Origin of the sequence: Kitasatospora sp. NPDC057965 (assembly GCF_042887135.1) — a bacterium.
In the GTDB taxonomy this organism is placed as follows: domain Bacteria; phylum Actinomycetota; class Actinomycetes; order Streptomycetales; family Streptomycetaceae; genus Kitasatospora.
This window is the reverse complement of sequence record NZ_JBHVPZ010000039.1, coordinates 1-25,654: the sequence shown is the minus strand read 5'-3', so window position 1 is coordinate 25,654 and position 25,654 is coordinate 1. Positions and strand designations below refer to the sequence as shown.

General features: G+C 72.6%; 20 protein-coding genes. 8 read left to right on the top strand and 12 right to left on the bottom strand.

Annotated elements, in window-relative coordinates; translation table 11 throughout:
• Window positions 1-177 precede the first annotated feature (177 nt).
• Window positions 178-981 carry a DUF6348 family protein gene (locus ACFVVU_RS34580; protein ID WP_387793908.1) on the top strand — a complete coding sequence of 268 codons (804 nt, stop codon included), beginning with the start codon at window positions 178-180 and terminating at the stop codon, window positions 979-981.
• 36 nt (window positions 982-1,017) lie between these two features.
• On the opposite strand, the gene ACFVVU_RS34575 is transcribed toward ACFVVU_RS34580, so the two are convergent.
• The 4 genes from ACFVVU_RS34575 to ACFVVU_RS34560 all read right to left on the bottom strand — a co-directional run bounded on the left by ACFVVU_RS34575 (window position 1,018) and on the right by ACFVVU_RS34560 (window position 4,535).
• On the bottom strand, window positions 1,018-1,212 hold the full coding sequence (locus ACFVVU_RS34575) for a hypothetical protein (RefSeq protein ID WP_355372342.1): 195 nt from the start codon (window positions 1,210-1,212) through the stop codon (window positions 1,018-1,020).
• A gap of 551 nt (window positions 1,213-1,763) precedes the next feature.
• The gene (locus ACFVVU_RS34570; protein WP_380689232.1) at window positions 1,764-2,900 is read right to left on the bottom strand and encodes a PP2C family protein-serine/threonine phosphatase; all 1,137 of its coding nucleotides are present in this window, start codon (window positions 2,898-2,900) and stop codon (window positions 1,764-1,766) included.
• Between the two features lie 462 nt (window positions 2,901-3,362).
• Window positions 3,363-3,854, bottom strand: a complete 492-nt coding sequence (locus ACFVVU_RS34565) for a ribose-5-phosphate isomerase (protein WP_355375987.1) — start codon at window positions 3,852-3,854, stop codon at window positions 3,363-3,365.
• An 81-nt stretch (window positions 3,855-3,935) separates the two neighbouring features.
• Entirely contained in the window at window positions 3,936-4,535 is a 600-nt protein-coding gene (locus tag ACFVVU_RS34560; RefSeq protein WP_387793907.1) for a biotin transporter BioY, read from the bottom strand.
• 301 nt (window positions 4,536-4,836) lie between these two features.
• On the opposite strand from ACFVVU_RS34560, the gene ACFVVU_RS34555 reads away from it, so the two are divergent.
• Window positions 4,837-6,252, top strand: coding sequence for an amino acid permease (locus ACFVVU_RS34555; protein ID WP_380687691.1), 1,416 nt, complete (start codon window positions 4,837-4,839; stop codon window positions 6,250-6,252).
• 79 nt (window positions 6,253-6,331) lie between these two features.
• Here ACFVVU_RS34555 and ACFVVU_RS34550 read toward each other — a convergent pair whose 3' ends face one another.
• Window positions 6,332-6,982, bottom strand: coding sequence for a DsbA family protein (locus tag ACFVVU_RS34550; RefSeq protein WP_380687689.1), 651 nt, complete (start codon window positions 6,980-6,982; stop codon window positions 6,332-6,334).
• Window positions 6,983-7,235: 253 nt separating this feature from the next.
• Between ACFVVU_RS34550 and pepN the strand changes: the two genes are divergently transcribed.
• Window positions 7,236-9,800, top strand: a complete 2,565-nt coding sequence (gene pepN / locus ACFVVU_RS34545) for an aminopeptidase N (protein ID WP_387793906.1) — start codon at window positions 7,236-7,238, stop codon at window positions 9,798-9,800.
• Between the two features lie 76 nt (window positions 9,801-9,876).
• Here pepN and ACFVVU_RS34540 read toward each other — a convergent pair whose 3' ends face one another.
• The gene (locus ACFVVU_RS34540) at window positions 9,877-11,223 is read right to left on the bottom strand and encodes a glycoside hydrolase family 18 protein (protein WP_380684195.1); all 1,347 of its coding nucleotides are present in this window, start codon (window positions 11,221-11,223) and stop codon (window positions 9,877-9,879) included.
• 204 nt (window positions 11,224-11,427) lie between these two features.
• The gene (gene acnA / locus ACFVVU_RS34535) at window positions 11,428-14,091 is read right to left on the bottom strand and encodes an aconitate hydratase AcnA (RefSeq protein WP_380684194.1); all 2,664 of its coding nucleotides are present in this window, start codon (window positions 14,089-14,091) and stop codon (window positions 11,428-11,430) included.
• 341 nt (window positions 14,092-14,432) lie between these two features.
• On the opposite strand from acnA, the gene ACFVVU_RS34530 reads away from it, so the two are divergent.
• From ACFVVU_RS34530 to ACFVVU_RS34515, 4 genes are all read left to right on the top strand, one after another.
• Window positions 14,433-14,969 (top strand): SigE family RNA polymerase sigma factor, encoded by a 537-nt coding sequence (locus ACFVVU_RS34530; RefSeq protein ID WP_380684193.1) that lies wholly within the window; start codon window positions 14,433-14,435, stop codon window positions 14,967-14,969.
• A gap of 110 nt (window positions 14,970-15,079) precedes the next feature.
• Window positions 15,080-16,210, top strand: a complete 1,131-nt coding sequence (locus tag ACFVVU_RS34525) for a hypothetical protein (protein ID WP_380684192.1) — start codon at window positions 15,080-15,082, stop codon at window positions 16,208-16,210.
• 41 nt (window positions 16,211-16,251) lie between these two features.
• On the top strand, window positions 16,252-16,659 hold the full coding sequence (locus ACFVVU_RS34520) for a type II toxin-antitoxin system VapC family toxin (protein ID WP_380684191.1): 408 nt from the start codon (window positions 16,252-16,254) through the stop codon (window positions 16,657-16,659).
• Between the two features lie 78 nt (window positions 16,660-16,737).
• Window positions 16,738-17,292: a superoxide dismutase family protein gene (locus tag ACFVVU_RS34515; protein WP_387793905.1), complete on the top strand. Its 555-nt coding sequence runs from the start codon at window positions 16,738-16,740 to the stop codon at window positions 17,290-17,292.
• A 37-nt stretch (window positions 17,293-17,329) separates the two neighbouring features.
• On the opposite strand, the gene argF is transcribed toward ACFVVU_RS34515, so the two are convergent.
• The 3 genes from argF to ACFVVU_RS34500 all read right to left on the bottom strand — a co-directional run bounded on the left by argF (window position 17,330) and on the right by ACFVVU_RS34500 (window position 22,837).
• Window positions 17,330-18,331, bottom strand: a complete 1,002-nt coding sequence (gene argF, locus ACFVVU_RS34510) for an ornithine carbamoyltransferase (RefSeq protein ID WP_380684188.1) — start codon at window positions 18,329-18,331, stop codon at window positions 17,330-17,332.
• A gap of 190 nt (window positions 18,332-18,521) precedes the next feature.
• Window positions 18,522-21,278 carry a polynucleotide kinase-phosphatase gene (locus tag ACFVVU_RS34505; protein ID WP_387793904.1) on the bottom strand — a complete coding sequence of 919 codons (2,757 nt, stop codon included), beginning with the start codon at window positions 21,276-21,278 and terminating at the stop codon, window positions 18,522-18,524.
• Entirely contained in the window at window positions 21,275-22,837 is a 1,563-nt protein-coding gene (locus tag ACFVVU_RS34500) for a 3' terminal RNA ribose 2'-O-methyltransferase Hen1 (RefSeq protein WP_387793903.1), read from the bottom strand. The genes ACFVVU_RS34505 and ACFVVU_RS34500 overlap by 4 nt, the downstream gene beginning before the upstream one ends.
• 127 nt (window positions 22,838-22,964) lie before the next feature.
• Here ACFVVU_RS34500 and dapD point away from each other — a divergent pair, with 127 nt between their 5' ends.
• Window positions 22,965-23,954 (top strand): 2,3,4,5-tetrahydropyridine-2,6-dicarboxylate N-succinyltransferase, encoded by a 990-nt coding sequence (dapD, locus tag ACFVVU_RS34495; RefSeq protein WP_380684184.1) that lies wholly within the window; start codon window positions 22,965-22,967, stop codon window positions 23,952-23,954.
• Between the two features lie 145 nt (window positions 23,955-24,099).
• On the opposite strand, the gene ACFVVU_RS34490 is transcribed toward dapD, so the two are convergent.
• Window positions 24,100-24,291, bottom strand: a complete 192-nt coding sequence (locus ACFVVU_RS34490) for a DUF397 domain-containing protein (RefSeq protein ID WP_380690261.1) — start codon at window positions 24,289-24,291, stop codon at window positions 24,100-24,102.
• On the bottom strand, window positions 24,284-25,147 hold the full coding sequence (locus ACFVVU_RS34485; RefSeq protein ID WP_380690259.1) for a helix-turn-helix domain-containing protein: 864 nt from the start codon (window positions 25,145-25,147) through the stop codon (window positions 24,284-24,286). Before ACFVVU_RS34485 ends, ACFVVU_RS34490 begins: the two co-directional genes overlap by 8 nt.
• Between the last annotated feature and the right edge of the window lie 507 nt (window positions 25,148-25,654).

Here is a 25,654-nt window from a genome sequence, read left to right as displayed (position 1 = left end):
AAATGGTGCATTCCCGTCATTTCGGCGACCGGAGCGCCACGCCCGCCCCACCCGGCCCGAACGGTTTCCCGGGGGGCCTCCGGGCCGATAGCCTCGGCGGCGTTCGAGAGCAGTTCGAGAGCAGTTCGATGGCCGATGGCGTCGAGACGATTCGAAGCCGTGAGCGGAGGAGTCCCCGTGCGCCCGCAGGACCGACTGGCCGTCATTCAGCGCTGCGTGGTCCGGGAGATGGCGCGGTTCGGGCAGGAGTTCACCGTCGACGGCGAGGTGGTGCGCGGTCCGGGGACGGTCGCGGTGGCCGTCCGGGAGCACCCCGGCGGCGAGGGCGCCGGGCACGTGGACCTCGGCTGGGCGCTGGAGCTCGGCCGGGCGGACGCGCCGGTGGTGTGGGACTGCGCGGCCGGCCTCGGCAAGACCGAGGAGGAGAAGCTCGACAACGCGGTGCGGATGTGGGCGACCACCACGGCGGCCGCGCTGGTCGAGACGGCCGAGCGCCGAGGTGCGCACGCCGACCACGCCGACCACCCCGAACTGCTCGGCTGGCACGCCGTCCAGGGGCCGGCGGCGGTCTTCGGGTTCGGCAACGAGCATCTGGCGGCCTGGCTGGCCGGGAACCGGGTGGTGCCGGCGCTGGCGCCCGCGCTGCTGCCGGCGCTGACCGGGGCGGGCGAGCGGCGGCCGCACGGGGTGAAGCTGTTCCTCGGCGGGCGGTCGGGGGACGACGTGGCCGAGGTCAGGGTCGACGGCGAGGTGAACGAGGCCGCGTCGGCGGCGCTGCGCGCGCTGGACTGGCCGCGCGGCGAGCGGCTGTGCTGGGCCCGGCTGTTCGTCCTGCTGACGGCGCGCGAGGAGGCGTCCGCGCCGGTGACCGCACCGGCCGGCGCCGGCGGGGTCGTGGCGGCCCGGCCGGCGGCCGTGGCGGCGGCGCGCCCGCGGGGCCTGTTCGCCCGGTGGCGGCAGGCGAGGCGCGCCGACCGGTGACGGGGCGCCGGCCGCGAAGGGCCGGCGGTCCGGGGGTCAGCTGGCGATGTTCGAGATGGACTTGGCGATCTGGCTCAGGAAGTCCTGGATCGGCTTGGCGGCCGTGCTCTGGTTGAGCATGAAGCCGAACAGGGCGGCCAGGATGAAGTGCCCGACCTTGAGCTGCTTCTGGCGGATGAAGATGAAGCAGATGATGCCGAACAGGACCAGCGCGGAGACGGAGAGTGCCACCCGGACTCACTTCCTCGTTTCATAGCGGGGCGCCACCGGCTGACGACCCCTGTGAAGCCGGACCCCGGCCTGTCCGACGGTCCCGAGGCGGAACGGCAGATCGTCCGGCACGTCGAGGCCGGAGGGGTGGCCGCCCGTGACGGCCGCACGGTGTTCGTCGTGCCGCATGTGACGCCCCCCATCCCCCGAATCCTGAACAGTCCCGCCCGGACTCAGTGTGGTCGACCGTGCCGATTGCGTAAAGGTCTGACAGTCGGTCGAACGCCGATATCCTGCGATGCGAGACGAGTTTCCGCCGACCGAGACGATAGCCGAGACCTCCTGACGAATCCTCGGCGGGGCGCCGCTGAGCGGCCGGGAAACGTTCGGCGGGCCGGACCGGAACCGGCAGGTCCGCTCTGCTTCCGGGGCGCCGGAATTGGCTGAAGATCAGCTCCGGGGCTTGACAGCGGCTGCCGTTGGCACGTGCCACCCCCGAGGGGGCGCGGAAGGCCCGTCGCGCGGGGCTCCACCAGCCGGTTCCGCACCGCGCCGGGCCCGTTGCGCACGGCTCAGTCGCGCCAGAACAGCAGGACCGCGCGGTCGTCGTTGATGTCCCGGGCGACCGTCTCGATCAGCCGGGAGGCCGCGCCGCCGCCGGCTCCGGCGCCCGGCACCAGCCGGTCCGCCTCGCCCATCAGCCGGTCCATGCCCTCCGAGAGGTCCCGGCCGGGTGCCTCGACCATGCCGTCGGTGCACAGCAGCAGGACGTCGCCGCGGTTCAGCCGCCCCCGCACGCCCTCGAACTTGGCGCCGTCGTAGATGCCGAGCGCCGGGCCCTCCAGCGCCTCCTTGACCTCCCAGCGGCCGGCGCCCGCCAGCCGCTGCATGCCGGGCAGGTGCCCGGCCGAGAGCAGCTCGTACTCGCCGGTGTCCAGGTCGAGCACCAGGTGCACGGCGGTCGCGAAGCCCTCCTCCCAGGACTGCCGCAGCAGGTAGCCGTTGGCGGCCGGCAGGAAGTCGTGCGCGGGCAGCGAGCCCAGCAGCCCGCCGAACGCGCCGGAGAGCAGCAGCGCCCGAGAGCCGGCGTCCATGCCCTTGCCGGAGACGTCCGCGAGGACCACCTCCAGCACCCGGCGGCCGGGGCCGGTGCGGTCGGCGACCACGAAGTCGCCCGAGAAGGACTGCCCGCCGGCCGGGCGCAGCGCCATGTCGGCGTGCCAGCCGTCCGGCAGCCGGGGCACCCGGCTCTGCACCCGCAGCCGCTCGCGCAGGTCGAAGAGCATCGTCGAGCCGCCCCACCAGGGCACGCCGACCCGGCTGCGGAACTGGGCCAGCAGCAGGCCGCCGACCCCGGCGGCGCCGACCACCAGGGCGGCGCCCGGGGTGACCCCGTAGGTGTAGGCCTCCGGGTGGTCGCTGGCCACCCGCTGGCCGGTGTGGATGACCGACTCGGCGGACAGGCCGAGCGCGGCCAGCGCGTAGAGCACCACCAGCGAGCCGGGGCGCAGCAGCAGGGCCGCCGCCAGGATCGGCAGGACCAGCGCGGTCGGCGGGGCCCAGGCGGGCCACCAGACGTTGAGCAGGATCAGCAGTGGGACCAGCAGGGCGAGCGCGCAGAGCACCGGCCAGTCGGCGGCGCCGCCGCGGAACCAGTCGACCGCGGCGGTGCGCAGCCTTCGGCGGACCCGGCGGAGCCTCTTGCGCAACCGGGCCGTCACGGGGTCGGACGCCGGAGCGGCGCCGGGCCTCGTCGCAGTCGTCTGGGGCGGTGTGCCCGGCGCTCTGCCAGCCATGGGGACCGACCATATCCAGCGGTCGCGGTCGGCGTCGACGGCCAGGGTGCGAGCGGTGGTGCGGTGGCGCGGGCGCGTCAGCGGGTTTCGGCCGATTGCGGCGGGCGGCGTCCGGGGTGTCAGGAGGCGTGCGGGCGCGGGGCGTACGAACCGACCGGACGGCGCACGCCCCGTCGCGCGGGCGGTCGGGCGCGGCGTGCGCCGGGGTGCGCGCTGTGGCCGATCACACAGCGGCCGCACAGCCGCCGTCCAGCCGCCTCCCAGCCGCCGTCCAGCCGGTTCCGGACCCCGCGCGCGGGCCGGGGAACGCGGCGGCCGGCCGCGCCGTCGGGGGGCGTGGCCGGCCGCCGGGAGGAGCCGGGACGGGCGGGAGGGTCAGCCCTCCTGCTGCGGGTGGTGGGCCGGGATCGGCGGGAGCTCGCCGGTGGTCTCGTACACGCTGAGCATGTCGATCCGGCGGGTGTGCCGCTCGTCGCCGCTGTACGGGGTGTTGAGGAAGACCTCCACGAACTTCGTGGCCTCCTCCTCGGTGTGCATCCGGCCGCCGATGGAGATCACGTTGGCGTTGTTGTGCTCGCGGCCGAGCGCGGCGGTCTGCTCGCTCCAGGCCAGCGCGGCGCGGACGCCCTTGACCTTGTTGGCGGCGATCGCCTCGCCGTTGCCCGAACCGCCGATCACGATGCCCAGCGACTGCGGGTCGGAGGCGGTGCGCTCGGCGGCCCGCAGGCAGAACGGCGGATAGTCGTCGAGGGCGTCGTAGATGTGCGGCCCGCAGTCGACCGGCTCGTGGCCGGCCTCCTTGAGCCACTCCACGAGGTGGTTCTTCAGTTCGTATCCGGCATGGTCGGAGCCCAGGTACACGCGCATGCCCATGAGTGTGGCATGCGCGTGGACCCGGGCTCCGCAGGGGGCGCCGCCTTCGGCAGGTCGGCGCCGTGCGCCATTTCCTCAGCGGCGGCCGAGGAGCTTCCAGGCGAGCGGGAGGGCGCCGGCGGCGAGGGCGGCCTTCAGGGCGTCGCCGACCAGGTACGGGTAGAGGCCGAGCTCGGCGGCGCGGGCCATCGGGACGTCGAGGGCGAAGGCCAGGTAGGGCACGCCGACCGCGTAGATGGCGAGGCTGCCGAGGACCATCGCGGCGGCGGTGCGCACCGGCGAGCGGTCGGCACCGCGCCGGGCCAGCGCGCCGACCAGGCCGGCGGCCAGCACGAAGCCGATCGCGTAGCCGAGGGAGGGCATCGACCAGCCGGAGGCGCCCTCGGCGAACCACGGCACGCCCGCCATGCCGGCGAGCAGGTAGAGGCCGAGCGAGGCGACGCCCCGGCGGCTGCCGAGCGCGGTGCCGACCAGCAGGGCGGCGAAGGTCTGGCCGGTGACCGGCACCGGGGAGCCGGGGACGTTCACCGACAGCTGGGCGGCCAGGCCGGTGAGCGCGGCGCCGCCGGCGACCAGGGCGAGGTCACGGGCCTGGCCGCCGAGGCGGCTGCCGGCGGCGGGCAGCAGGTCGGCGAGGACGGCGCGGCTCGGAACGGGGGTGCTGGCGGTGGCCATCGGGCTTCTCCTCGGCACGGTGGGGATCCGGACGATCGAAGGATCAGCGGATCAAGTGAGTGATCACTCTGAACCTACGCGGCGATCACGCCGAACACCGTCAGGGATCCGGACAAACCCCCGGCCGGACTCCTTGTCGGGTCCCGACCCACCGGGGCGACGGAGCGTGAGCATCCGGGGTCCGAATGTCACGATGGGGTCCGCATGCTGGTCCCGAACCGGACATTCTTGGCATGCCTAGTCGTGTCACCGGATATTGGACAGCTCGCACCGCATGTCGAACAGTCTGGATCCACCTCCCATGGCCCCCACCTCCGCGCCCCCCGCGCCCGGGACCACCACAACCGAGTCCGATCCCCCGGCCGACGGCCGGCAGCTCGCGCACGGCCTCAAGCAGCGCCACCTCTCGATGATCGCGCTCGGCGGCGTCATCGGCGCCGGCCTGTTCGTCGGCTCCGGCGCGGGCATCGCGGCGGCCGGGCCCGCCATCATCCTGGCCTTCGTGCTCTCCGGCCTGCTGGTCATGTTGATCATGCGGATGCTCGGCGAGATGTCGGCGGCCCGCCCGGCCTCCGGCTCCTTCTCGGTGCACGCCGAGAAGGAGATCGGCCCCTGGGCCGGGATCACCGCCGGCTGGATGTACTGGGTGATGCTCTGCTGCGGCGTCGCCGCCGAGGCCACCGCCGCCGGCAAGATCGTCAACGGCTGGATCCCCGGCGTCTCCGCCTGGGTCTGGGTCGCCCTGTTCATGGTGTTCTTCTGCGCCAGCAACCTCACCGCGGTGAAGAACTTCGGCGAGTTCGAGTTCTGGTTCGCCGCCGTCAAGGTCGCCGCGATCATCGCCTTCCTGGTGCTGGGCGGGCTCGGCATCGCCGGCGTGCTCGGCCCCGGCGCCCCCGGCACCGCCAACCTCACCGGCCAGGGCGGCTTCCTGCCCACCGGCGTCAGCGGACTGATCGTCGGCCTGCTCGCCTCCGTCTTCGCCTACGGCGGCCTGGAGACCGTCACCATCGCCGCCGCCGAGTCCGAGGACCCCCGGCGCAACGTCGCCCGGGCCGTGCGCACCGCCGTCTGGCGGATCGCGATCTTCTACATCGGCTCGATGGCGCTGGTCGTCACGCTGGTCTCCTGGAAGGACCCGGCGGTCGTCGCCGACGGCCCCTACGTCACCGTGCTGCGCCACCTCGGGGTGCCCGGCGCCGGGACGATCATGCAGTTCGTGGTGCTGATCGCGCTGCTGTCCGCGATGAACGCCAACATCTACGGCGCCTCCCGGATGGCCTACTCGCTGGTCGGCCGCGGCCAGGGCCCGCGCGCCCTCGCCAAGGTCGGCGGCGGGGTGCCCCGGCGGGCGGTGCTGGCCTCCTGCCTGTTCGGCTTCGCCGCCGTCCTGGCCGCCAAGTTCTGGCCCGCCACCGTGTTCACCTGGCTGATGAACACCACCGGCGTCGCGATCCTGGTCGTCTGGCTGTTCATCTGCGTCGTCCAGCTGCGGATGCGCCGCCGGCTGGAGCGCGAGGCGCCCGAGCTGCTGACCGTGCGGATGTGGGGCTTCCCCTACCTGACCTGGGTCGCGATGGCCGCCGTCGCCGGCATCCTCGCCCTGATGACCACCACCGAGGGCAACCGGCAGCAGCTGTACGCGGCCGGCGTGCTGGTCGTGCTGCTCACCGCCGCCGGACTGCTCAAGCAGCGCCGGGACGCCGTCCGCGGCTGACGCGGGGCGCGCGACGCGCGGGAGGGGCCCGGTACCGCGTGGTACCGGGCCCCTCCCGCGCGAGCGGCCGCTCGACGACCTACTCGAAGGACGGGCTCGCGGTACGGGTCCGCTTGATCTCGTAGAAGCCCGGCGTGGAGGCGACCAGCAGGGTGCCGTCCCACAGCCGCGCCGCGGCCTCGCCGCGCGGGATCGGCGTCACCACCGGGCCGAAGAACGCGACCCGCTCGCCGTCCGCGCCCTCGACCGCGATCACCGGGGTGCCGACGTCCTCGCCGACCAGGGTGATGCCCTCCTTGTGCGACAGGCGCAGCGCGTCGTCGTACGCGTCGGTGCCGGCCGCCTCGGCCAGCTCCACCGGCAGCCCGGCCGCGGCCAGCGCCGCCTCGATCGTCTCCCGGTTCTGCGGCAGGCCCTGGTTGTGGAAACGGGTGCCCAGCTCGGTGTACAGCCGGCCCAGCACCTGATCGCCGTGCTGCTTCGCGGCCGCGATGCACACCCGCACCGCGCCCCAGGCGTTGTCCAGCAGGTCCCGGTACTGCGGCGGGAGGTCCCGGCCCTCGTTCAGCACCGACAGGCTCATCACGTGCCAGTTCACGTCCACCGGGCGCAGCTGCTGGACCTCGATCAGCCAGCGGGACGTCATCCAGGCCCACGGACAGGCCGGGTCGAACCAGAAGTCGGCGGTCTTGCGCTCGGCGGCGCCGGCGGCACCAGCGGAGTTCGTCACGGCTGTCGTCCTTCGAGAGTCGTCCGGAAGAAGAGCGGAGAAGTGCGCGGCGGAGGCCGTGCGGCCGTGGCGGACCGCGCCCCCAGAGCGCCAACGCCCGGCCCCCGCCACTGATTCCGGCCCGCCTGCCCGAGTTGTGCAATGGTACCGGCGCGGGGGGCGTGAAAGGATGCCCCCGCAGCACCACAGCGCGCCGCACCACCGCACCAGCGAAGACCGCACCACCGTGCGAGCCGGACAAAGGAGTACCGCCGTGCCGGGCAAGAACCTGAGCCGCGACGAAGCCCAGCAGCGGGCCAGCATCCTCACCGTGGACGGCTACCACGTCCGGCTGGACGTGACCTCGGCCCCCGACCCCGCGGCCGCCACCTTCCGCTCCACCACGACCATCGCCTTCCGCTGCGCCGAACCGGGCGCGTCGACCTTCGTCGACCTGCTCGCCCCGGCCGTACGCGCCGTCACCCTCAACGGCCGCGCCCTGGACCCGGCCGCCGCCTACGACGGCGCCCGGGTGCACGTCGACGGCCTCGCCGCCGAGAACGTGCTCACCGTCGAGGCCGACTGCGCCTACAGCCGCACCGGCGAGGGCCTGCACCGCTTCACCGACCCGGTCGACGGCGAGACCTACCTCTACACCCACTACGAGCCGGCCGACGCCCGCCGGGTCTTCGCCACCTTCGAACAGCCCGACCTGAAGGCCCCGTTCACCTTCACCGTCACCGCGCCGGCCGCCTGGGACGTGTGGTCCAACGCCCCGCACGGGAACGTCACCGCCGAGGACGGCGCCCGCACCTGGGAGTTCGCGCCGACCAGGCCGATCTCCACGTACCTCACCGCCGTCGTCGCCGGCCCGTACCACGTCGCCCGCGACCACTACAGCCGCACCCTCGACGACGGCACCGTGCTGGACATCCCGCTCTCCGCGCTGTGCCGCAGGTCGCTCGCCCCGTACTTCGACGCCGACGAGATCCTCGGCGTCACCAAGCTCGGACTCGACTTCTTCCACGAGCGGTTCGGCTACCCGTACCCCTTCGGCAAGTACGACCAGGCGTTCGTCCCCGAGTACAACATCGGCGCCATGGAGAACCCCGGCTGCGTCACCTTCCGCGAGGAGTTCATCTTCCGTTCGAAGGTCACCGACGCCGCCTACGAGGCCCGCGCCAACGTCGTCCTGCACGAGATGGCGCACATGTGGTTCGGCGACCTGGTCACCATGCGCTGGTGGGACGACCTGTGGCTGAAGGAGTCCTTCGCCGACTTCATGGGCTCCTACGGCCTGGTCGGCGCCGGCACCCGCTACCGCTCCGCCTGGGTCACCTTCGCCAACCAGCGCAAGGCCTGGGCCTACCGGCAGGACCAGTTCCCCACCACCCACCCGATCACCGCGGACATCCGGGACCTGGAGGACGCCAAGCTCAACTTCGACGGCATCACCTACGCCAAGGGCGCCTCGGTGCTCAAGCAGCTGGTGGCCTACGTCGGGGCGGAGGCCTTCTTCGAGGGCGCCCGCCGCTACTTCCAGCGGCACGCCTTCGGCAACACCGAACTCGCCGACCTGCTGGACATCCTGGAGGAGACCAGCGGCCGCGACCTCAAGTCCTGGGCCGCCGCCTGGCTGCAGACCGCCGGCGTCAACACCCTCACCCCGCAGCTGACCTCCGACGCCGAGGGCCGGATCACCGAGCTCGCCGTCCTCCAGGACGGCGGCGTGCTGCGCCCGCACCGGATCGCGGTCGGCCTCTACGACCGGGACGACGACGGCGCGCTGGTGCGCACCGGCCGCTTCGAACTGGACGTCACCGGCGCCCGCACCACCGTCGCCGAGGCGGTGGGCCGCCCGCGCCCCGCGCTCGTCCTGCTCAACGACGACGACCTGACGTACTGCAAGATCCGCTTCGACGAGGAGTCGCTGGAGACCCTGCGCACCGGCCTCGGCGACATCAAGGACGACCTGGCCCGCGCGCTGGCCTGGTCCGCCGTCTGGAACCTCACCCGGGACGCCCTGATGCCGGCCCGCGACTACGTCGCGCTGGTGCTGCGGTTCGCCGGCCGGGAGGCCAACATCGGCGTCCTGCAGTCGCTGCACACCCAGGCCAAGGGCGCCGTCGACCTGTACGCCGACCCGGCCTGGCGCGGCGAGGGCGGCCGGCTGCTCGCCGACGGCGCGCTGCACGAGCTGCGCGCCGCCGCCCCCGGCAGCGACCACCAGCTGGCCTGGGCCCGCTTCCTGGCGCAGACCGCCAACGGCTCGGAGCACCTCGGCCTGGTCCGCGGTCTGCTGGCCGGCACCGCCCGGATCGACGGCCTGGAGGTCGACCAGGAGCTGCGCTGGGCACTGTGGCTGGCGCTGGCCGCGGCCGGCCAGGCCACCGAGGAGGAGCTGGCCGGGGAGCTCGCCGCCGACAACACCGCGAGCGGACGCCGCCAGCACACCCAGTGCCTGGCCGCCCGGCCCACCCCGGAGGCCAAGGCCGCCGCCTGGTCGGCCGTGATCGACTCCGACGAGCTGCCCAACGCGCTGGTCGAGGCCAACATCGCCGGCTTCGCGGTGCCCGCGCACCGCGACCTGACGGCGCTCTACGCCGCGCCCTACTTCAAGCTGCTGGAGCGGGTCTGGGCCGAGCGGACCATCGAGATCGCGATGCGCATCGTCGGCGGCTTCTTCCCGCAGGCGCAGGTGGACGAGGCCACGCTGGCCGAGGCGGACGCCTGGCTGACCGGGCACCCGGACGCGGCGCCCGCGCTGCGCCGGCTGGTGCTGGAGCGCCGGGACGACCTGGCGCGGGCGCTGCGGTCGCAGGCCTGCGACCGCGCCTGAGCGGACGGACGGGAGGGCCCGCCGCGACGAGCGACGCGGCGGGCCCTCCCGTTCTCATGTCCGGGTCAGGGCCGGCTCACTTGCCGCGCAGGCCCTTGTCCAGGGCGGCGATCCCGCTGCCCTGCGCGTCGTCGCCGTCCAGCGACCAGACCATCACACCGGCCAGGTCGTTCCAGCGGGCGTAGCGGCCCTTCTCGGTGAGCACCTCGGCCGAGTCGAAGCTGTAGAAGGTGGTGCCGTCGTACTTCCAGGACGCGCCGTGGTCGCGGTCCACGTAGGTGGTGCCGGGCAGCGCGTTGATCTCCTTGTAGGAGCGGTCCGCCACGGTGCCGGTGGCCTTCTGGTACAGGCCGCCCCGGTTGCCGGCCGGCACACCGGTCCAGCCGTGGCCGTAGAACGGCGCGCCGAGCACGGTCTGCTGGGAGGGCAGGCCGCGCTGGGCGTAGTGGTCGACGGCCTTGTCGGCGCTGCGCTGGCGGGCGTCCGGGTCGGTGGGGTCGGAGTAGAGCGGGGCCTGGTGGTTGGCCGGGCCCTTGCCCTCCCACGGGCCGTGCAGGTCGTAGGTCATCAGGTTGAGCCAGTCGACGGAGTTCGCCAGCTCGGGCAGCTCCAGCCGGTCGGCGACGGTCTCGTTGGCCGCGACGGCGGCGGTCAGCAGGTAGTGCTCGGGCTTCTTGGCCTTGCCCTTGGCGCCCGCGGCGCGCTCGGCGGCCAGGCCGTCCAGCTGCTTGCGGAACTCGGCCATCAGCAGGGTGAAGTTGCGGCCGTCCTCGGGGCGGACCACGTTGCCCTCGTCACCGCCGCCGCCCGGGTACTCCCAGTCGACGTCGATGCCGTCGAAGACGCCCGCGGCGGCGCCGGCGCCGCCCTCCGGGGAGCCGGCCAGCTGCGGCACGTCGCCCTTCAGGTAGAGGTCGACGCAGGAGGAGACGAACTTCTTGCGGGCCTCGTCGGTGGCGGCGGCGTCCGAGAAGTACTTGGACCAGGACCAGCCGCCCAGCGAGATGACGACCTTGAGCTGCGGGTTCTGCGCCTTGAGCTTGCGCAGCTGGTTGAAGTGGCCCTTGAGCGCCTGGCCCGGGGCGTCGGCGACGCCGTCCACCGAGTCGGCGGCGGAGAAGGCGCGCTGGTAGTCGTTGTAGGCGTCGCCCTGGCCAGGCTCGTTGCTCTGGAAGCAGGTGCCCTCGGCGGAGGCGTTGCCGAAGGCGTAGTTGATCACGGTGAGCCGGCCGGCCTGGCCGGACTCCTGGACGCGCTTGGCGGAGCTGTCGGCGCCCCAGGAGGTGAAGTAGCCGACCCGCTGGCCCTTGAGCTTGGGGCCCTGGGCGCCGGCGGCGGCATGGGCCGTGGCGGTGGCGACGGTGGAGGCGAGCAGCGCGGCGACGGTGGTGGCGGCGAGCAGGGCGGGGCGGCGAATGGGCATACCGGACCTATTCTCTGAAGCAGCGTCAATTGGTCTGGACCAAGCTGGAACAGAGGTTTAGTCCATCGCGGGCACACCGCACAAGAGGCGCGGCACGGTCGGCGCACTATGCAAAAGGCCGGCAAAGCCGAGGAGGCGCCCGGGCAAAGCGAAGGAGGCCGGACCGCGGGTGCGGTCCGGCCTCCTCGGCGCTCAGCGCGGTGCTCAGCCGTTGATCAGGCTGCGCAGCACGTACTGCAGGATGCCGCCGTTGCGGTAGTAGTCCGCCTCACCGGGGGTGTCGATGCGCACGACCGCGTCGAACTCCCTGCCGGTCCCGTCGGCGCCGACCGCGACGACCTTGACGGTCGCCGGGGTGCTGCCCTCGTTGAGCTCGGTCACGCCGGTGATGGAGAAGGTCTCCTCGCCGGTCAGGCCGAGGGAGTCGGCGTTCTGGCCCTCCGGGAACTGCAGCGGCAGGACGCCCATGCCGATCAGGTTCGAGCGGTGGATGCGCTCGTAGGACTCGGCGATGACGGCCTTGACGCCGAGCAGCGCGGTGCCCTTGGCGGCCCAGTCGCGGGACGAGCCGGAGCCGTACTCCTTGCCGGCCAGGACGACCAGCGGGGTGCCGGCGGCCTGGTAGTTCTGCGAGGCGTCGTAGATGAACGACACCGGGCCGTCGGCCTGGGTGAAGTCGCGGGTGTAGCCGCCCTCGGTGCCCGGCGCGATCTGGTTGCGCAGGCGGATGTTGGCGAAGGTGCCGCGGATCATGACCTCGTGGTTGCCACGGCGCGAGCCGTAGGAGTTGAAGTCGCGCTTCTCGACGCCGTTGGCGGTCAGGTACTGCGCCGCCGGGGTGCCCGGCTTGATGTTGCCGGCCGGGGAGATGTGGTCGGTGGTGACCGAGTCTCCCAGCTTGGCCAGGACGCGGGCGCCGGCGATGTCGGTCACCGGGCTCGGGGTCTTGGCCATGCCCTCGAAGTACGGGGGCTTGCGGACGTAGGTGGACTCGGCGTCCCACTCGAAGGTGTTGCCGGTCGGGACCGGGAGCGACTGCCAGCGGTGGTCGCCGGCGAAGACGTCCTGGTAGCCCTTGTCGAACATGTCCTGGTCGATGGAGGCGGCGACGGTGTCCGCGACCTCCTGCTCGGACGGCCAGATGTCGGCGAGGAAGACGTCGTTGCCGTCGGCGTCCTGGCCCAGGGCGTCCTTGGTGAGGTCGACGTTCATGTTGCCGGCGAGGGCGTAGGCGACCACCAGCGGCGGGGAGGCCAGGTAGTTCATCTTGACGTCCGGGTTGATCCGGCCCTCGAAGTTGCGGTTGCCGGAGAGCACCGAGACGACGGCCAGGTCGGCCTCGTTGACCGCGGCCGAGACCTCCTCGGGCAGCGGGCCCGAGTTGCCGATGCAGGTGACGCAGCCGTAGCCGACCAGGTTGAAGCCCAGCTTCTCCATGTACGGGAGCAGGCCGGCCTTCTCGTAGTAGTCCATGACGACCTTGGAGCCGGGCGCCAGGGTGGTCTTGACCCAGGGCTTGACCGTCAGGCCCTTCTCCACGGCCTTCTTCGCCAGCAGGGCGGCGCCCAGCATGACGGAGGGGTTGGAGGTGTTGGTGCAGGAGGTGATCGAGGCGATCACGACCGCGCCGTTGTCGATCTGGTAGGTCGAGCCGTCGGGCACGTTGACCGCGGTCGGCTTGGAGGCCTCGGCCGAGTAGGTCGGCAGCGCCTCGGCGAAGCGCTCGGAGGCCTCGGCCAGGATCACGCGGTCCTGCGGGCGCTTCGGGCCGGAGATCGACGGGACGACGGTCGAGACGTCCAGCTCCAGGTACTCGGAGTAGACCGGCTCGTGCGCCGGGTTGTGCCAGAGGCCCTGCTCCTTGGCGTACGCCTCGACCAGGGCGAGCTGCTGCTCGTCGCGGCCGGTGAGCTTCAGGTAGTTGATGGTCTCGGCGTCGATCGGGAAGATCGCACAGGTCGAGCCGAACTCCGGCGACATGTTGCCGATGGTGGCGCGGTTGGCCAGCGGGATGGCGCCGATGCCGTCGCCGTAGAACTCGACGAACTTGCCGACCACACCGTGCTTGCGCAGCATCTCGGTGATGGTGAGCACCAGGTCGGTGGCGGTGGTGCCGGCCGGCAGCTCGCCGGTCAGCTTGAAGCCGACGACGCGCGGGATCAGCATGGAGACCGGCTGGCCGAGCATGGCCGCCTCGGCCTCGATGCCGCCGACGCCCCAGCCCAGCACGCCCAGGCCGTTGACCATGGTGGTGTGCGAGTCGGTGCCGACGCAGGTGTCCGGGTACGCCTGGCCGCCGCGGACCATGACGGTGCGGGCCAGGTGCTCGATGTTCACCTGGTGGACGATGCCGGTGCCCGGCGGGACGACCTTGAACTCGTCGAACGCGGTCTGGCCCCAGCGCAGGAACTGGTAGCGCTCCTTGTTGCGGCCGTACTCGATCTCGACGTTCTGGACGAAGGCGTCCGGGGTGCCGAACTTGTCCGCGATGACGGAGTGGTCGATGACCAGCTCGGCCGGGGCCAGCGGGTTGATCTTGGCCGGGTCGCCGCCCAGCTCCTTGACGGCCTCACGCATGGTGGCGAGGTCGACCACGCACGGCACACCGGTGAAGTCCTGCATGATCACGCGGGCCGGCGTGAACTGGATCTCCTGGCTCGGCTGGGCGTCGGCGTCCCAGTTGCCGAGGGCACGGATGTGGTCGGCGGTGATGTTGGCGCCGTCCTCGGTGCGGAGCAGGTTCTCCAGCAGCACCTTGAGGCTGTAGGGCAGCCGCTCGGACCCCTCGACGGCGGAGAGCTTGAAGATCTCGTACGACTCGTCGCCCACCTGCAGCGAGCTGCGGGCGTCGAAGCTGTTCGCGGACACGACTGACTCCTTCTAGGTGCTTCGTGCGGTATCCGGCCGCCACGCTGGTAAGGTCACCCTTACTTGGGTGGACCCTCCCCGCACCGCCGGTGAGCGCCTCTCGGCAAGTATCTTGATGTCGAGATATATCGTAAGCCTGAGTTATCTCGATGTCGAGATAAACCATAGTGCATGCTGCGGCGTCCGCCACGTCGGCACCACCTCCAGCCTGCCCCCACCGGGTGCATCCTCCCCGAACCCCCGCCGAACCCTCCCGTAACGCGCCCGCCGGGCTCACGCGTCTATCCGGGCACAGGGGACGCGCGGCCGCCGTCCACGAGGCGCGAGGGGCAGGGGACAGCGTGATCGGCAGGACACGACGGACCGGGGAGAACGCCGAGTTCGAGGCCTTCGCCCAGGCTCGCGGACAGCACCTCTTCCGCACCGCGCTACTGCTCTGCGGGGACTGGCACCTCGCCGAGGACCTCACCCAGACCACCCTCGCCAAGCTCTACGCCGCCTGGCCCAAGGTGCGCCGCGCCGAGAGCCCGGAGGCCTACGCCCGCGGCGTGCTCGTCCGCACCCACCTCTCGCACCGGCGGCTGCGGCGCAGCGGCGAACGGCCCGCCATCGGCGACCTGCCGGAGCCGCCCGGCGGCCTGGCGCCCGCGGCCGGCGACCCGGCGCTGCGGGTCACCCTGCTCGCCGCGCTCGGCGAACTGTCACGCCGGGACCGGGCCGTCCTGGTGCTGCGCTACTGGGAGGACCGCAGCGTCGAGGAGACCGCCGCCGAACTCGGCGTCAGCGCCGGGGCGGTGCGCAGCCAGGCGCTGCGCGCCCTCGGGCGGCTGCGCGGCGTGCTCGGGCCGCAGGCCGCCGAGCAGCTCACCGTCTCCTGAGGCCCCCGCACCGTCCACCGCACCCGATTCATCCGAATCATTCCGTCCATCCGGCTCATCCGGCTCATCCAGCTCATCCGACTCATCCCGACGAAACCGAGGAACCAGCAATGGACACACCGAACGGCCCCCGGGACACCCAGGGGCTCTCCGACACCTTCGAGAGGGCGATGGGCGGCGTCGGCGCCGAACTCGGACCGCTGATCGCCGGCGCCACCGAGCACGGCCGCCGCATCCGGCGCCGCCGCCGGGCCACCATGGCCGGCGCGGTCGCCACCGTCGCCGTGCTGACGGTCGGCGGCACGCTCGGCCTGCACTCCGGCGACAGGCCCGGCGTCGCGCCCGCGGCGGGCGGCGCGTTCCCGGCCCCGCTGCCGAAGCCCACGTCGGGCCCCGAGCAGCAGCGTCCCGGCACCGGGGCCAACGCCGACAAGGTCGCCATGACCGGCCGCGCCACCGTCCACGCCCTGCTGCAGATCCTGCCGCCCGGTGCCACCACCTCCGGCTACTCCGGCCGCTCCGCGGTCATCACGTCGACGATCCGCTACGCCGACCACGCGTTCCTGAGCGGACCGGACCTGCCCAGCGTCAACAGCAGCGGCTCCGTCCTCTACGACGACGGGAACGGCCCGGCCACCGTCACCGTCACCATGGTCGGCGGCTACGGCAGCCTCCACGTCCGCCTCACCCCCCAACCGGACTCCGACAAGAGCCGCATCAGCGTCCTCCCCTCCCAACCGGACTCCGACAACGGCAGCATCGGTGCCCTCGCCACCTCACAGCCGGGCTCCGACCAGGACCTGCTCACCACCTTCTTCGACAACCGCTACTCCTGCGCCAAGGCCAACGCGACCAACCAGTACCAGTACTGCTCCGACGCCGCGCTCCCGGACGGCAGCCGTCTGCTGATCACCGAGCTGGCCCAGGGCGAGCGGCTCTTCCGCACCGCCGACCTGCTGCGCCCGGACGGCACCCAGGTCCTGGTCAACGTCAACAACACGGCGATGGTGGCCGGCGCGGACACCCCCGAGCAGATCCGCAGCGGGCTGCCGCTCACCCTCGACCAGGTCAAGGCCATCGCGATGGACGGCCGCTTCCAGGAGTGGATCACCCCCGCGGCGGCGCAGCAGGCCGAACAGGCCGTCCAGCCGTACTACAACGAGGACCCGGGACCCGGGACCCCCTCCGCCCCGGCCGGCGCACCCTCCGCCCCGACCGGCGTGCCGACACCGGTACGGTGAGCCGCAAGTGAGAGGCCGGGAACGGATACGGGGGCCGACCGATGATCGTGGTGGACGCGTCCGCGCTGGTGCTGGCGCTGGCCGACGAGGGCGAGCGCGGGGAGGCGGCCCGGGCAGAGCTGGCCGCGGGCGGCGAGTGGGTGGCACCCGAGCACGTCGTCATCGAGGTGATGCAGTCGCTGCGCGGCCTCTACCTGGCGCGCGAGCTCACCGCCGAACGGGTCGGCGAACTCGCCGCCGCACTGCCGGGGCTGGCGATCCGGAAGGTCCCGGTCGAGCCGCTGCTCGGGCGGATCTGGGAGCTGAAGGACAACCTCACCCCGGACGACGCCGCGTACGTGGCGGTGGCGGAGCGGTTCGGGGCGCCGCTGGTCACGGCCGACCTGCGGCTGATGCGGGCCAGCGGGCCGCGCTGCGAGATCCGGGGGATCCGGCGGGCGGACGGGTAGCCGGGCCGTGTCCGGGGGGCGGCGCGCGGCGTTGAACGGGGCGTCCGGCCTCCCGCCCCCACTCGAAGAGGTTCGCCGATGCCCGCTCCGCTCGCCGCCGCCCCGTTCGCCGCCGCGCTGCTCCCGTTCGCCCTGCTGGCGCCGGTCGCGCTGCCGGCCACGGTCACCGAGGCCGACTTCGACCCGGCCACCGCGTTCGTCCCGCCGACCGCGATCAGCCACGCGCCGGACCTGGTGCCCTACGGCTCGCACGTCCGGGTGGTGACGGACCGCTCGCTGCCCGGGCGGACGGTCCTGACCGTGAGCGTGACCGGGGTCGCCGCCGACCACGTGTTCCCGGTGCACCTGCACACCGCCGCGTGCGGGGCCGACCCGGCCGCGTCCGGCCCGCACTACCAGGACGCGGTGGACCCGGTCAGCCCGTCCACCGACCCCGCGTACGCCAACGACCGCAACGAGCTGCGGCTCACCCTGCGCACCGACGCGCGGGGCGGGGGCACCGCCGCCGCCGCGGTGGCCTGGCGGCCCCGGCCGGGTGGGGCGCGCTCGCTGGTGCTGCACGCGGGCGACCCGGCCGGGGCGCACGGCGCGGCCGACCGGGTTGCCTGCGTGAACCTGCGCGAGGAGCGGTAGCGCGCCGGCCGCCGCCGTCGGTCGCCGTCGGTCGCCGTCAGTCGCCGAGGGTGGCGACCAGGACGGCCTTGATGGTGTGCAGCCGGTTCTCGGCCTGGTCGAAGACCACGGAGTGCGCCGACTCGAACAGCTCGTCGGTGCACTCCAGCTCGGCCATGCCGGTCTCCTCGAACAGCTGCCGGCCGACCACCGTGCCCAGGTCGTGGAAGGCCGGCAGGCAGTGCAGGAACTTCACCTGCGGGTTGCCGGTGGCGCGCACCGTCTCCATCGACACCTGGTACGGCTTGAGCAGCGCGATCCGCTCGGCCCAGACCTCCTTGGGCTCGCCCATCGAGACCCAGACGTCGGTGTAGAGGAAGTCCGCCCCGGCCACGCCCTCGGCGACGTCCTCGGTGAGGGTGATCCGGGCGCCGCTGGCCTCGGCGAGCGCCTGCGCGGCCTTGCGCACCTCCTCGTCCGGCCACAGCGCGCGCGGGGCGACGATCCGGATGTCCAGGCCCAGCAGCGCGCCGGTGACCAGCAGCGAGTTGCCCATGTTGGAGCGGGCGTCCCCGAGGTAGGCGAGCGCCACCTCGGTGAGCGGCTTGGTGGTGTGCTCGATCATGGTGAGCACGTCGGCGAGCATCTGGGTCGGGTGCCACTCGTCGGTGAGGCCGTTCCAGACCGGCACCCCGGCGTAGGCGGCCAGTTCCTCGACCACCGACTGGCCGTGCCCGCGGTACTCGATGCCGTCGAACATCCGGCCGAGCACCCGGGCGGTGTCCTTGATGGACTCCTTGTGGCCGATCTGCGAGCCGGCCGGGTCCAGGTAGGTGGTGGAGGCACCCTGGTCGTGGGCGGCGACCTCGAAGGCGCAGCGCGTCCGGGTGGAGGTCTTCTCGAAGATCAGCGCGATGTTCCTGCCGCGCAGCCGGGGCTGCTCGGTGCCCGCGTACTTCGCCGCCTTGAGCGAGGCGGCGAGGTCCACCAGGAAGCGGAACTCCTGGGCCGTGAAGTCGAGCTCCTTGAGGAAGTGCCTGTTCCGGAGGTTGAAGGCCATGCCGGGCTCCTGGGTGTGACGGTGACAGTGACAGTGACGGTCTCGGGCGGGCGGGCAGAAAGAAGTAGCAAGTCTATACGATGCTCAGAATTTCTATGCAAGACTGCCGATCGAACGACTTCCGCTTCCTTCCGCCCGCCCGCCTGTCCGCCCTGTCCGCCCTGTCCGCCCTGTCCGCCCGCCGACGCCGCTACAGCCGCGGATCCACCGGCTCCGACTCCAGGGCGAGTACGGCGAAGACCGGCTCGTGCACCCGCCAGAGCGGCTCACCCGCCGCCAGCCGGTCCAGCGCCTCCAGCCCGAGCGCGTACTCGCGCAGCGCCAGAGAGCGCTTGTGCCCGAGGAAGCGCTGGCGCAGCCGGTCCAGGTGCTCGGTGTAGTCCGGACCGTAGATGATCCGCAGGTACTCGCGCCCGCGCACCTTGACCCCGGGCTGGACCAGCCCGCCCGGCCGGCCCTCCCTCGCCTTGCCGCGCACCAGCGAGGCCAGCGGCTTGACCACCATGCCCTCGCCGCCCGCCGCGGTCAGCTGCTCCCACCAGGCGACACCGGCGGCGAGCGAAGCCTCGTCGGCGGTGTCCACCACCAGGCGGCCGGTGCGGTGCAGCAGCGGGGTGGTCGGGCGGTCCGCCGTGTTCGCCGCGTCGGCCGCGTCCGCGGTCTCCGCCGTGTTCGCGGCGTCGGCCACGTGCGCCTCGTCCGCCGCGACCAGCCGGTCGATCCACGCGAGGTGCTCGTCGTGCGGACGCACCGCGAGGTTCACCCCCTCGGCGGCCAGCACCTGGAACGGTGCCAGCCGGATCCCGGCCAGCCCCTCGGTCGGCCAGCAGTACCGCCGGTACGCCTCGGTGAACGCCTGCGCGTCGGCGGCGCGCCGCCGCTGGCGCCCAGTCAGCTCGGCCACGTCCAGCCCGCGCCCGCCCGCCCGCTCCAGCGCGGCCAGCACCTCCGGCAGCGCCGCGCCCGCCGCGGCGCCGACCGCCGCGTACTGGCGGCGCAGCAGCTCGACGGCCTTCAGCGACCACGGCATCAGCTCGGCGTCCAGAAGCAGCCAGTCGGTGCGCAGCTCCTCGAACAGCCCGGACCGCTCGGCCGCCGCCCGCAGCCGGTCCAGCACCGCGGCGGTGAGCGCCTCGTCCCCGAGGAAGGCCCGGCCGGTGCGGGTCCAGATCGCGCCCGGGACGGCCGACCCGAACCGCTTCTCCAGCGCCGCGCCGTCCCGCGCCACCAGCACCACCGCGCGGGAGCCCATGTGCTTCTCCTCGCAGACCACCCGCTCGACGCCGTCCGCCCGGTAGGCGGCGAAGGCCTCGTCGGGGTGCTCCAGGTAGCCGGGCCGGCCCGAGGTCGCGCTCGGCGCCATGGTCGGCGGCAGGTAGGCGAGCAGCCGGGGGTCGATCGCGAACCGGCTCATCACCTCCAGGGCCGCCGCCGCGTTCTCCTCGCGGACCGCGACCCGGCCGTGCAGCGAGGTCTCCACCACCCGGCGGCCCGCCACGTCGGCGAGGTCGAGCGGACGGCCCTCGCGGGCACCCGGCGCGTCCGTGTGCATCGGCCGCACCGGCGCGTACCACTCCCGCTCGGCCTCGACAGTGACCAGCTCCCGCTCCGGGTAGCGCAGCGCGGTCAGGCTGCCGCCGAAGACGCAGCCGGTGTCCAGGCAGATGGTGTTGTTGAGGAAGCTCGCCGTCGGAACCGGTGTGTGGCCGTAGACCACCAGCGCCCGGCCCCGGTACTCCTCCGCCCACGGGTAGCGCACCGGCAGGCCGTACTCGTCGGTCTCGCCGGTGGTGTCCCCGTACAGGGCGTGCGAGCGCACCCGGCCGGAGGCCCGGCCGTGGTACTTCTCCGGCAGGCCGGCGTGGCAGACCACGAGGGCGCCGCCGTCCAGCAGGTAGTGGCTGACCAGGTCGCGGATGAACGCCCGGACCTCGGCCCGGAACTCCTCGGACTCGCCCGCCAGCTGGTCCAGTGACTCCTGGAGGCCGTGCGAGACGGTGACCTTGCGCCCGCTCATCGCGCGGCCGAGCTTGTTCTCGTGGTTGCCCGGCACGCAGATCGCGTGCCCGGCCGCCACCATGCCCATCACCAGGCGCAGCACGCCCGGCGTGTCCGGCCCGCGGTCCACCAGGTCGCCGACGAAGACGGCCGTCCGCCCGTCCGGGTGCACCGCGTCCACCGGTCGCCCGGCGTCGTCGCGCACCAGCGTCCAGCCGAGGCGGGTGAGCAGGGTCTCCAGCTCCGCGCGGCAGCCGTGGATGTCGCCGACGATGTCGAACGGGCCGGTGAGGTGGCGCAGATCGTTGAAGCGCTTCTCCGGCACGATCTCGGCGCTCTCGACCTCGGCCGCGCCGCGCAGGATGTGCACCTTGCGGAAGCCCTCGCGCTCCAGGCCGCGCAGCGAGCGGCGCAGCTCGCGGTGCTGGCGCGGCACCACGTGGGCGGGCAGCTGACGGTCCGGGCGGGAGCGGTTGCGCTCGGCGCAGACGCCCGGCGGGACGTCCAGCACGATGGCGATCGGCAGCACGTCGTGCTCGCGGGCGATCCGGACCAGCTGCCGGCGGGCCTCCGGCTGGACGTTGGTGGCGTCCACGACGGTCAGCCGGCCGGCGGCGAGGCGCTTGCCGACGATGTAGTGGAGCACGTCGAAGGCCTCGGCGGAGGCGGACTGGTCGTTCTCGTCGTCGGCCACCAGGCCGCGGCAGAAGTCCGAGGAGACGACCTGGGTGGGCAGGAAGTGCTTGCGGGCGAAGCTGGACTTGCCGGCGCCGCTGGTGCCGATCAGCACGACCAGGGAGACGTCCGTCACCGGCAGGCGGCGGGGGGCGGGCGGCGTGGCCGGTGCCGTCGGTCCGGTCGGTGCAGTCGATTCGGTCGCTGTGACCGGTTCGGTCGCTGCGGTCGCTGCGGCGTCGGCGGGCTGGGTCGCGTCGGTCTCGTCGGTCATCGGGTCTCGCCCCCTTCGGGCGTCGTGCTGTTCGTGGTCGCCGGGGTGGCCGTCGCTCCGCGGTCGGTCGTGTCGCCGAGGCGGAACAGGGCGAGCTGCGTCGGGGCGCCCACCTCGTCGTCCTGCGGGCCGACCGGGCGGATGTCGACCGTGTAGCCGTACGCGGCGGCGACCCGTTCGGCCCAGGCGCGGAACTCGGCGCGGTCCCACTCGAAGCGGTGGTCGGCGTGCCGGAGACGGCCGGCCGGCAGGCTCTCCCACCGGACGTTGTACCCGGCGTTCGGCGTCGTCACGACCACCGCGGGCGGCCGGGCCGCGCCGAACACGGCGTACTCCAGAGCAGGCAGCCGCGGCAGGTCCAGGTGCTCGATCACCTCGCAGAGCACGGCCGCGTCGAAGCCCTTGAGCCGCTCGTCCGTGTAGGTCAGCGCGCCCTGGACCAGCCGCACCCGCTTCACCTGACGCTCCGGCATCCGGTCCAGCCGCAGCCGGCGGGCCGCCGTGGACAGCGCCCGCACCGACACGTCCACGCCCAGCACCTCGGTGAAGTTCGCGTCCTTCAGCAGCGCGCCGATCAGCTCGCCCTGCCCGCAGCCGAGGTCGGCCACCCGGGCCGCGCCGACCTCGCGCAGCGCGGCCAGGATCGCCGTGCGGCGCTGCTCGGCCAGCGAGGGCGGGCGCGGTTCGTTCTGCTCCTGCTCCTGCTCGGCTTCCTCCGAAGCGTCGTCGACCGCGTTGTCGACCTCCTCGGCCTCGCGGTCGTCGGCCTCCGCCAGCCGGGCCAGCTCCAGGCGCTCCATCGCCTGCCGGGTCAGCGACCAGCGCCGCGACAGGTAGCGTCGGGTGATCAGGGCCCGCTCCGGGTGACCGGCCAGCCAGCCCTCCCCGGCCGCGAGCAGCTTGTCGACCTCGTCCGGGGCGACCCAGTAGTGCTTGGCACCGTCCATCGCCGGCAGCAGCACGTACAGCTGCTGGAGCGCGTCCGCCAGCCGGGCCCGCTCCGCCGACAGCTCCAGCCGGACGTAGCGCGAGTCGCCCCACTCGGGGAAGGCCGCGTCCAGCGGGATCGCCGACGCCTCCACCTGCCAGCCCAGCGGCTCGAAGAGGCGGACCGCCATCGCCACGGCGGAGCCCTCGCGCGTGCTGTCGGCACCGCCGACCGGCACGGCCGGCAGCACGATCCGCAGCGGGCGCGGCCGGTCGGCCAGCCCGGGGCGGGCCTCGCAGACACCCTGCATCGCCGTCCGGAACACCGTCCGCAGCGCCACCGCGAGCAGCGAGGAGGCCGCGTACGGGCGGTCGTTGACGTACTGGGCGAGCGCGAAGTCCGGCGAGCCGGCGCGTCCCTTGCCCCGGCCCTTGCGGACCAGCGCGATCGGGTCGACGTCGAGCAGCAGCGCGGCCGTGCAGGCCTCGTCGCCCGCCTCCGGGTAGAAGACGTGCGCCTCGCCGTGCGCCGTGGAGAACCGCTGGACCCTGGCGGGGTGCTTGTGCAGCAGAAAGCCCAGGTCAGTGGCCGGGCTCTCGGCGGTACCTGTGGTGGAGATCGACATGAACACCTGTCGGAGTATTGCCGAGGACCGGCTCCACCGGCACCGCATTTTGTCGCCGCCCGGGGCCGACGGGGCCGGTCCGGACGGTGAGCGTGTTCGGCAACGGCGGCCCGGATTCGTTAACGTGCACGATGTGACTGCAGAATCCACCACCCCCGTGAGCGGCGCCGTTGCCGCAGGTCTGGCCACCATCGCCGCGGACGGCACCGTCCTCGACACCTGGTACCCGGCCCCCGCACTGACCGCCGGGGCCGGCCCGGCCGGGACCGTCCTCCTGACCGCCGAGCAGGCCGAGGCCGAGCTGGGCGCGGGCGCCGCCGAGGCGCTGCGCGCCGACGCCCGCCGCGGCGTCGAGGTGGTCGCCGTGCGCACCACCATCGCCTCGCTGGACGAGAAGCCGCTCGACGCGCACGACGCCTACCTGCGTCTGCACCTGCTCAGCCACCGCCTGGTGCGGCCGCACGGCCTGAACCTCGACGGCATCTTCGGCCTGCTGGCCAACGTGGCGTGGACCAGCATCGGCCCGGTTCCGGTGGACAAGGTCGAGCAGGCCCGGCTGGCCGTGCGCGCCCAGGGCGGGCAGCTCGCCGTCTACGGGATCGACAAGTTCCCGCGGATGACCGACTACGTCGCGCCGTCCGGCGTGCGCATCGCCCACGCGGACCGCGTCCGCCTGGGCGCGCACCTCGCCGTGGGCACCACCGTGATGCACGAGGGCTTCGTCAACTTCAACGCCGGCACCCTCGGCACCTCGATGGTCGAGGGCCGGATCAGCGCGGGCGTCCTGGTCGGCGACCACAGCGACATCGGCGGCGGCGCCTCGATCATGGGCACCCTGTCGGGCGGCGGCAAGCAGGTCGTCTCCGTCGGCGAGCGCTGCCTGCTCGGCGCCAACGCGGGCATCGGCATCTCCCTCGGCAACGACTGCGTCGTCGAGGCCGGCCTCTACGTCACCGCCGGCACCCGGGTCACCACCCCGGACGGCACCGTGGCCAAGGCCGTCGAGCTGTCCGGCCAGGACAACCTCCTGTTCCGCCGCAACTCCCAGACCGGCGCCGTCGAGGTCATCGCCCGCACCGGCTCCTGGGGCGGCCTCAACGCCGACCTCCACGCCCACAACTGACCCACACGCAACGGAGCGGGAAGTCGGGTCAACCGACTTCCCGCTCCGTTGCCGGTGACGGGCTTCGAAACCTGCTCGAACCCCGCCACCCCACCAGCCACTGTGCGGGGTGGCCCTCGCTCCGGTCGAGCGAGGGCCACCCGGGTCAGACCCGATCGTCGAGTTCGCCGGCCTTGATGCTGACGAGAAGGTCGGCGAAGGCAGCCTGAGTTGTGCAGAGGATCGTGGCGGGGTCATCGGATTCACGCACTTCGACCACTCCGGCCCCTGCACGCACCTCGACGCACTCGTTGTTCGCCGCGCTGTGGCTTGACTTCTGCCATATGACTTTAGGCATAACTGGCCTCTATTTCCTTCTTGATGGAACGGATGAAGTCGCGCGATCCGTCCTCGGAGAGCGCAGTGGAGTCCAGGCGATCGAAGATGACCCGTTGCTTGGCCAGATCTGCCGGAGAGTCGAAGAAGAGGGTGCCCTGTGAGACGTCCATCTGCACGGTGTCCAGCTCAGGAACCATCCCCATGGCGAAGGTTAGGTTCTCGCCGGAGCCCGGGAAGGTATCAAGCGCGAACGGAACCACCCTTACAGAGATTCCTGGCCGAGTGGAGTCCTCGATCAACGCCTCAAGCTGCTGAGCGAGGACTATCGGCCCTCCGAACTGCATGCGAAGAGCCGCTTCATGGATGTACGTGCGGAGAGACGTTCTGCCGGAGCGAACGATCTGCTGCCGCTGGATACGAAAGGCCGTCCTGACATCGATCTCGGTTCGGGACAGTGGCGGGTAGAGCCGAGTGAAGACCGCAGACGCATAGGCACCGGTCTGCAGAAGCCCAGGGATGTACGTCGTGGTGCAGATGGCGATTTCCTGCGCATGTGACTCAACCTCGGCCACTTCGAGGAAGTCTGTTGTCAGCACCTCCCGGTAGGCCTCCCACCACCCCTTGCCCCGGTCGCCGATGATGTCGGCAAGCGCGTCAACCAACGGTCGATTGGCGCAGTTGCAAGCCGCAGCGATGGTGCGGAGGCGCTCGACGCTGATACCGATCCGCCCTGACTCCATCTGAGTCACCTGAGCGGGACTCATTCCGACGGCACGGCCGAGCTGGGATCCTCCAAGGCCTGCCTGCTCACGCATCCGACGCAGCTCCGTTCCAAGCCTGCGTTGGCGGATGGTTGGGTTCGGGCGTGGAGGCATAGCTTCCTTCCAGGGCGTGGTCGGGCCAAGTGTGCCGCGCTGGCCACGCGGTGGTCCACCGGAGAGGGACGTTCCGGCCCCCGTTACCACTCTAGGGTGAATATCCCGCGAGCGTAAAAATTAGATACTTCCGTGCGCTATGGTCGATGCCACAGCGATCAGACGGATCGTCAGTAACGCCTGTTCCCTGGGGCAGTAGGCGCATGCTGCCCATTTCGCACCGCAGAGCAGCCAGGTCCGGACTGGCCTCGTTCACGGCGACGCATCCGTCGACCTTCTCTCCTCCCCTCCCTCCCTGCCTCTCCCCATGGAGGTCTCCCGTGCGTGCCCTCAACCCGCCCGACTGCTCCACCTTCCGCGCCGAATGCGCGCCAACCTCCGCTCCGCCGGCTGGCCGCCGGACGTCATCGCGGACGCCGAACTCGCCTTCCACGAGCTGTACATCAACGCCTGGCAGCACGCCGGCTCCCCGGCGCCGTCCGTCCTCGTCTTCCTGCGGCCCACCAC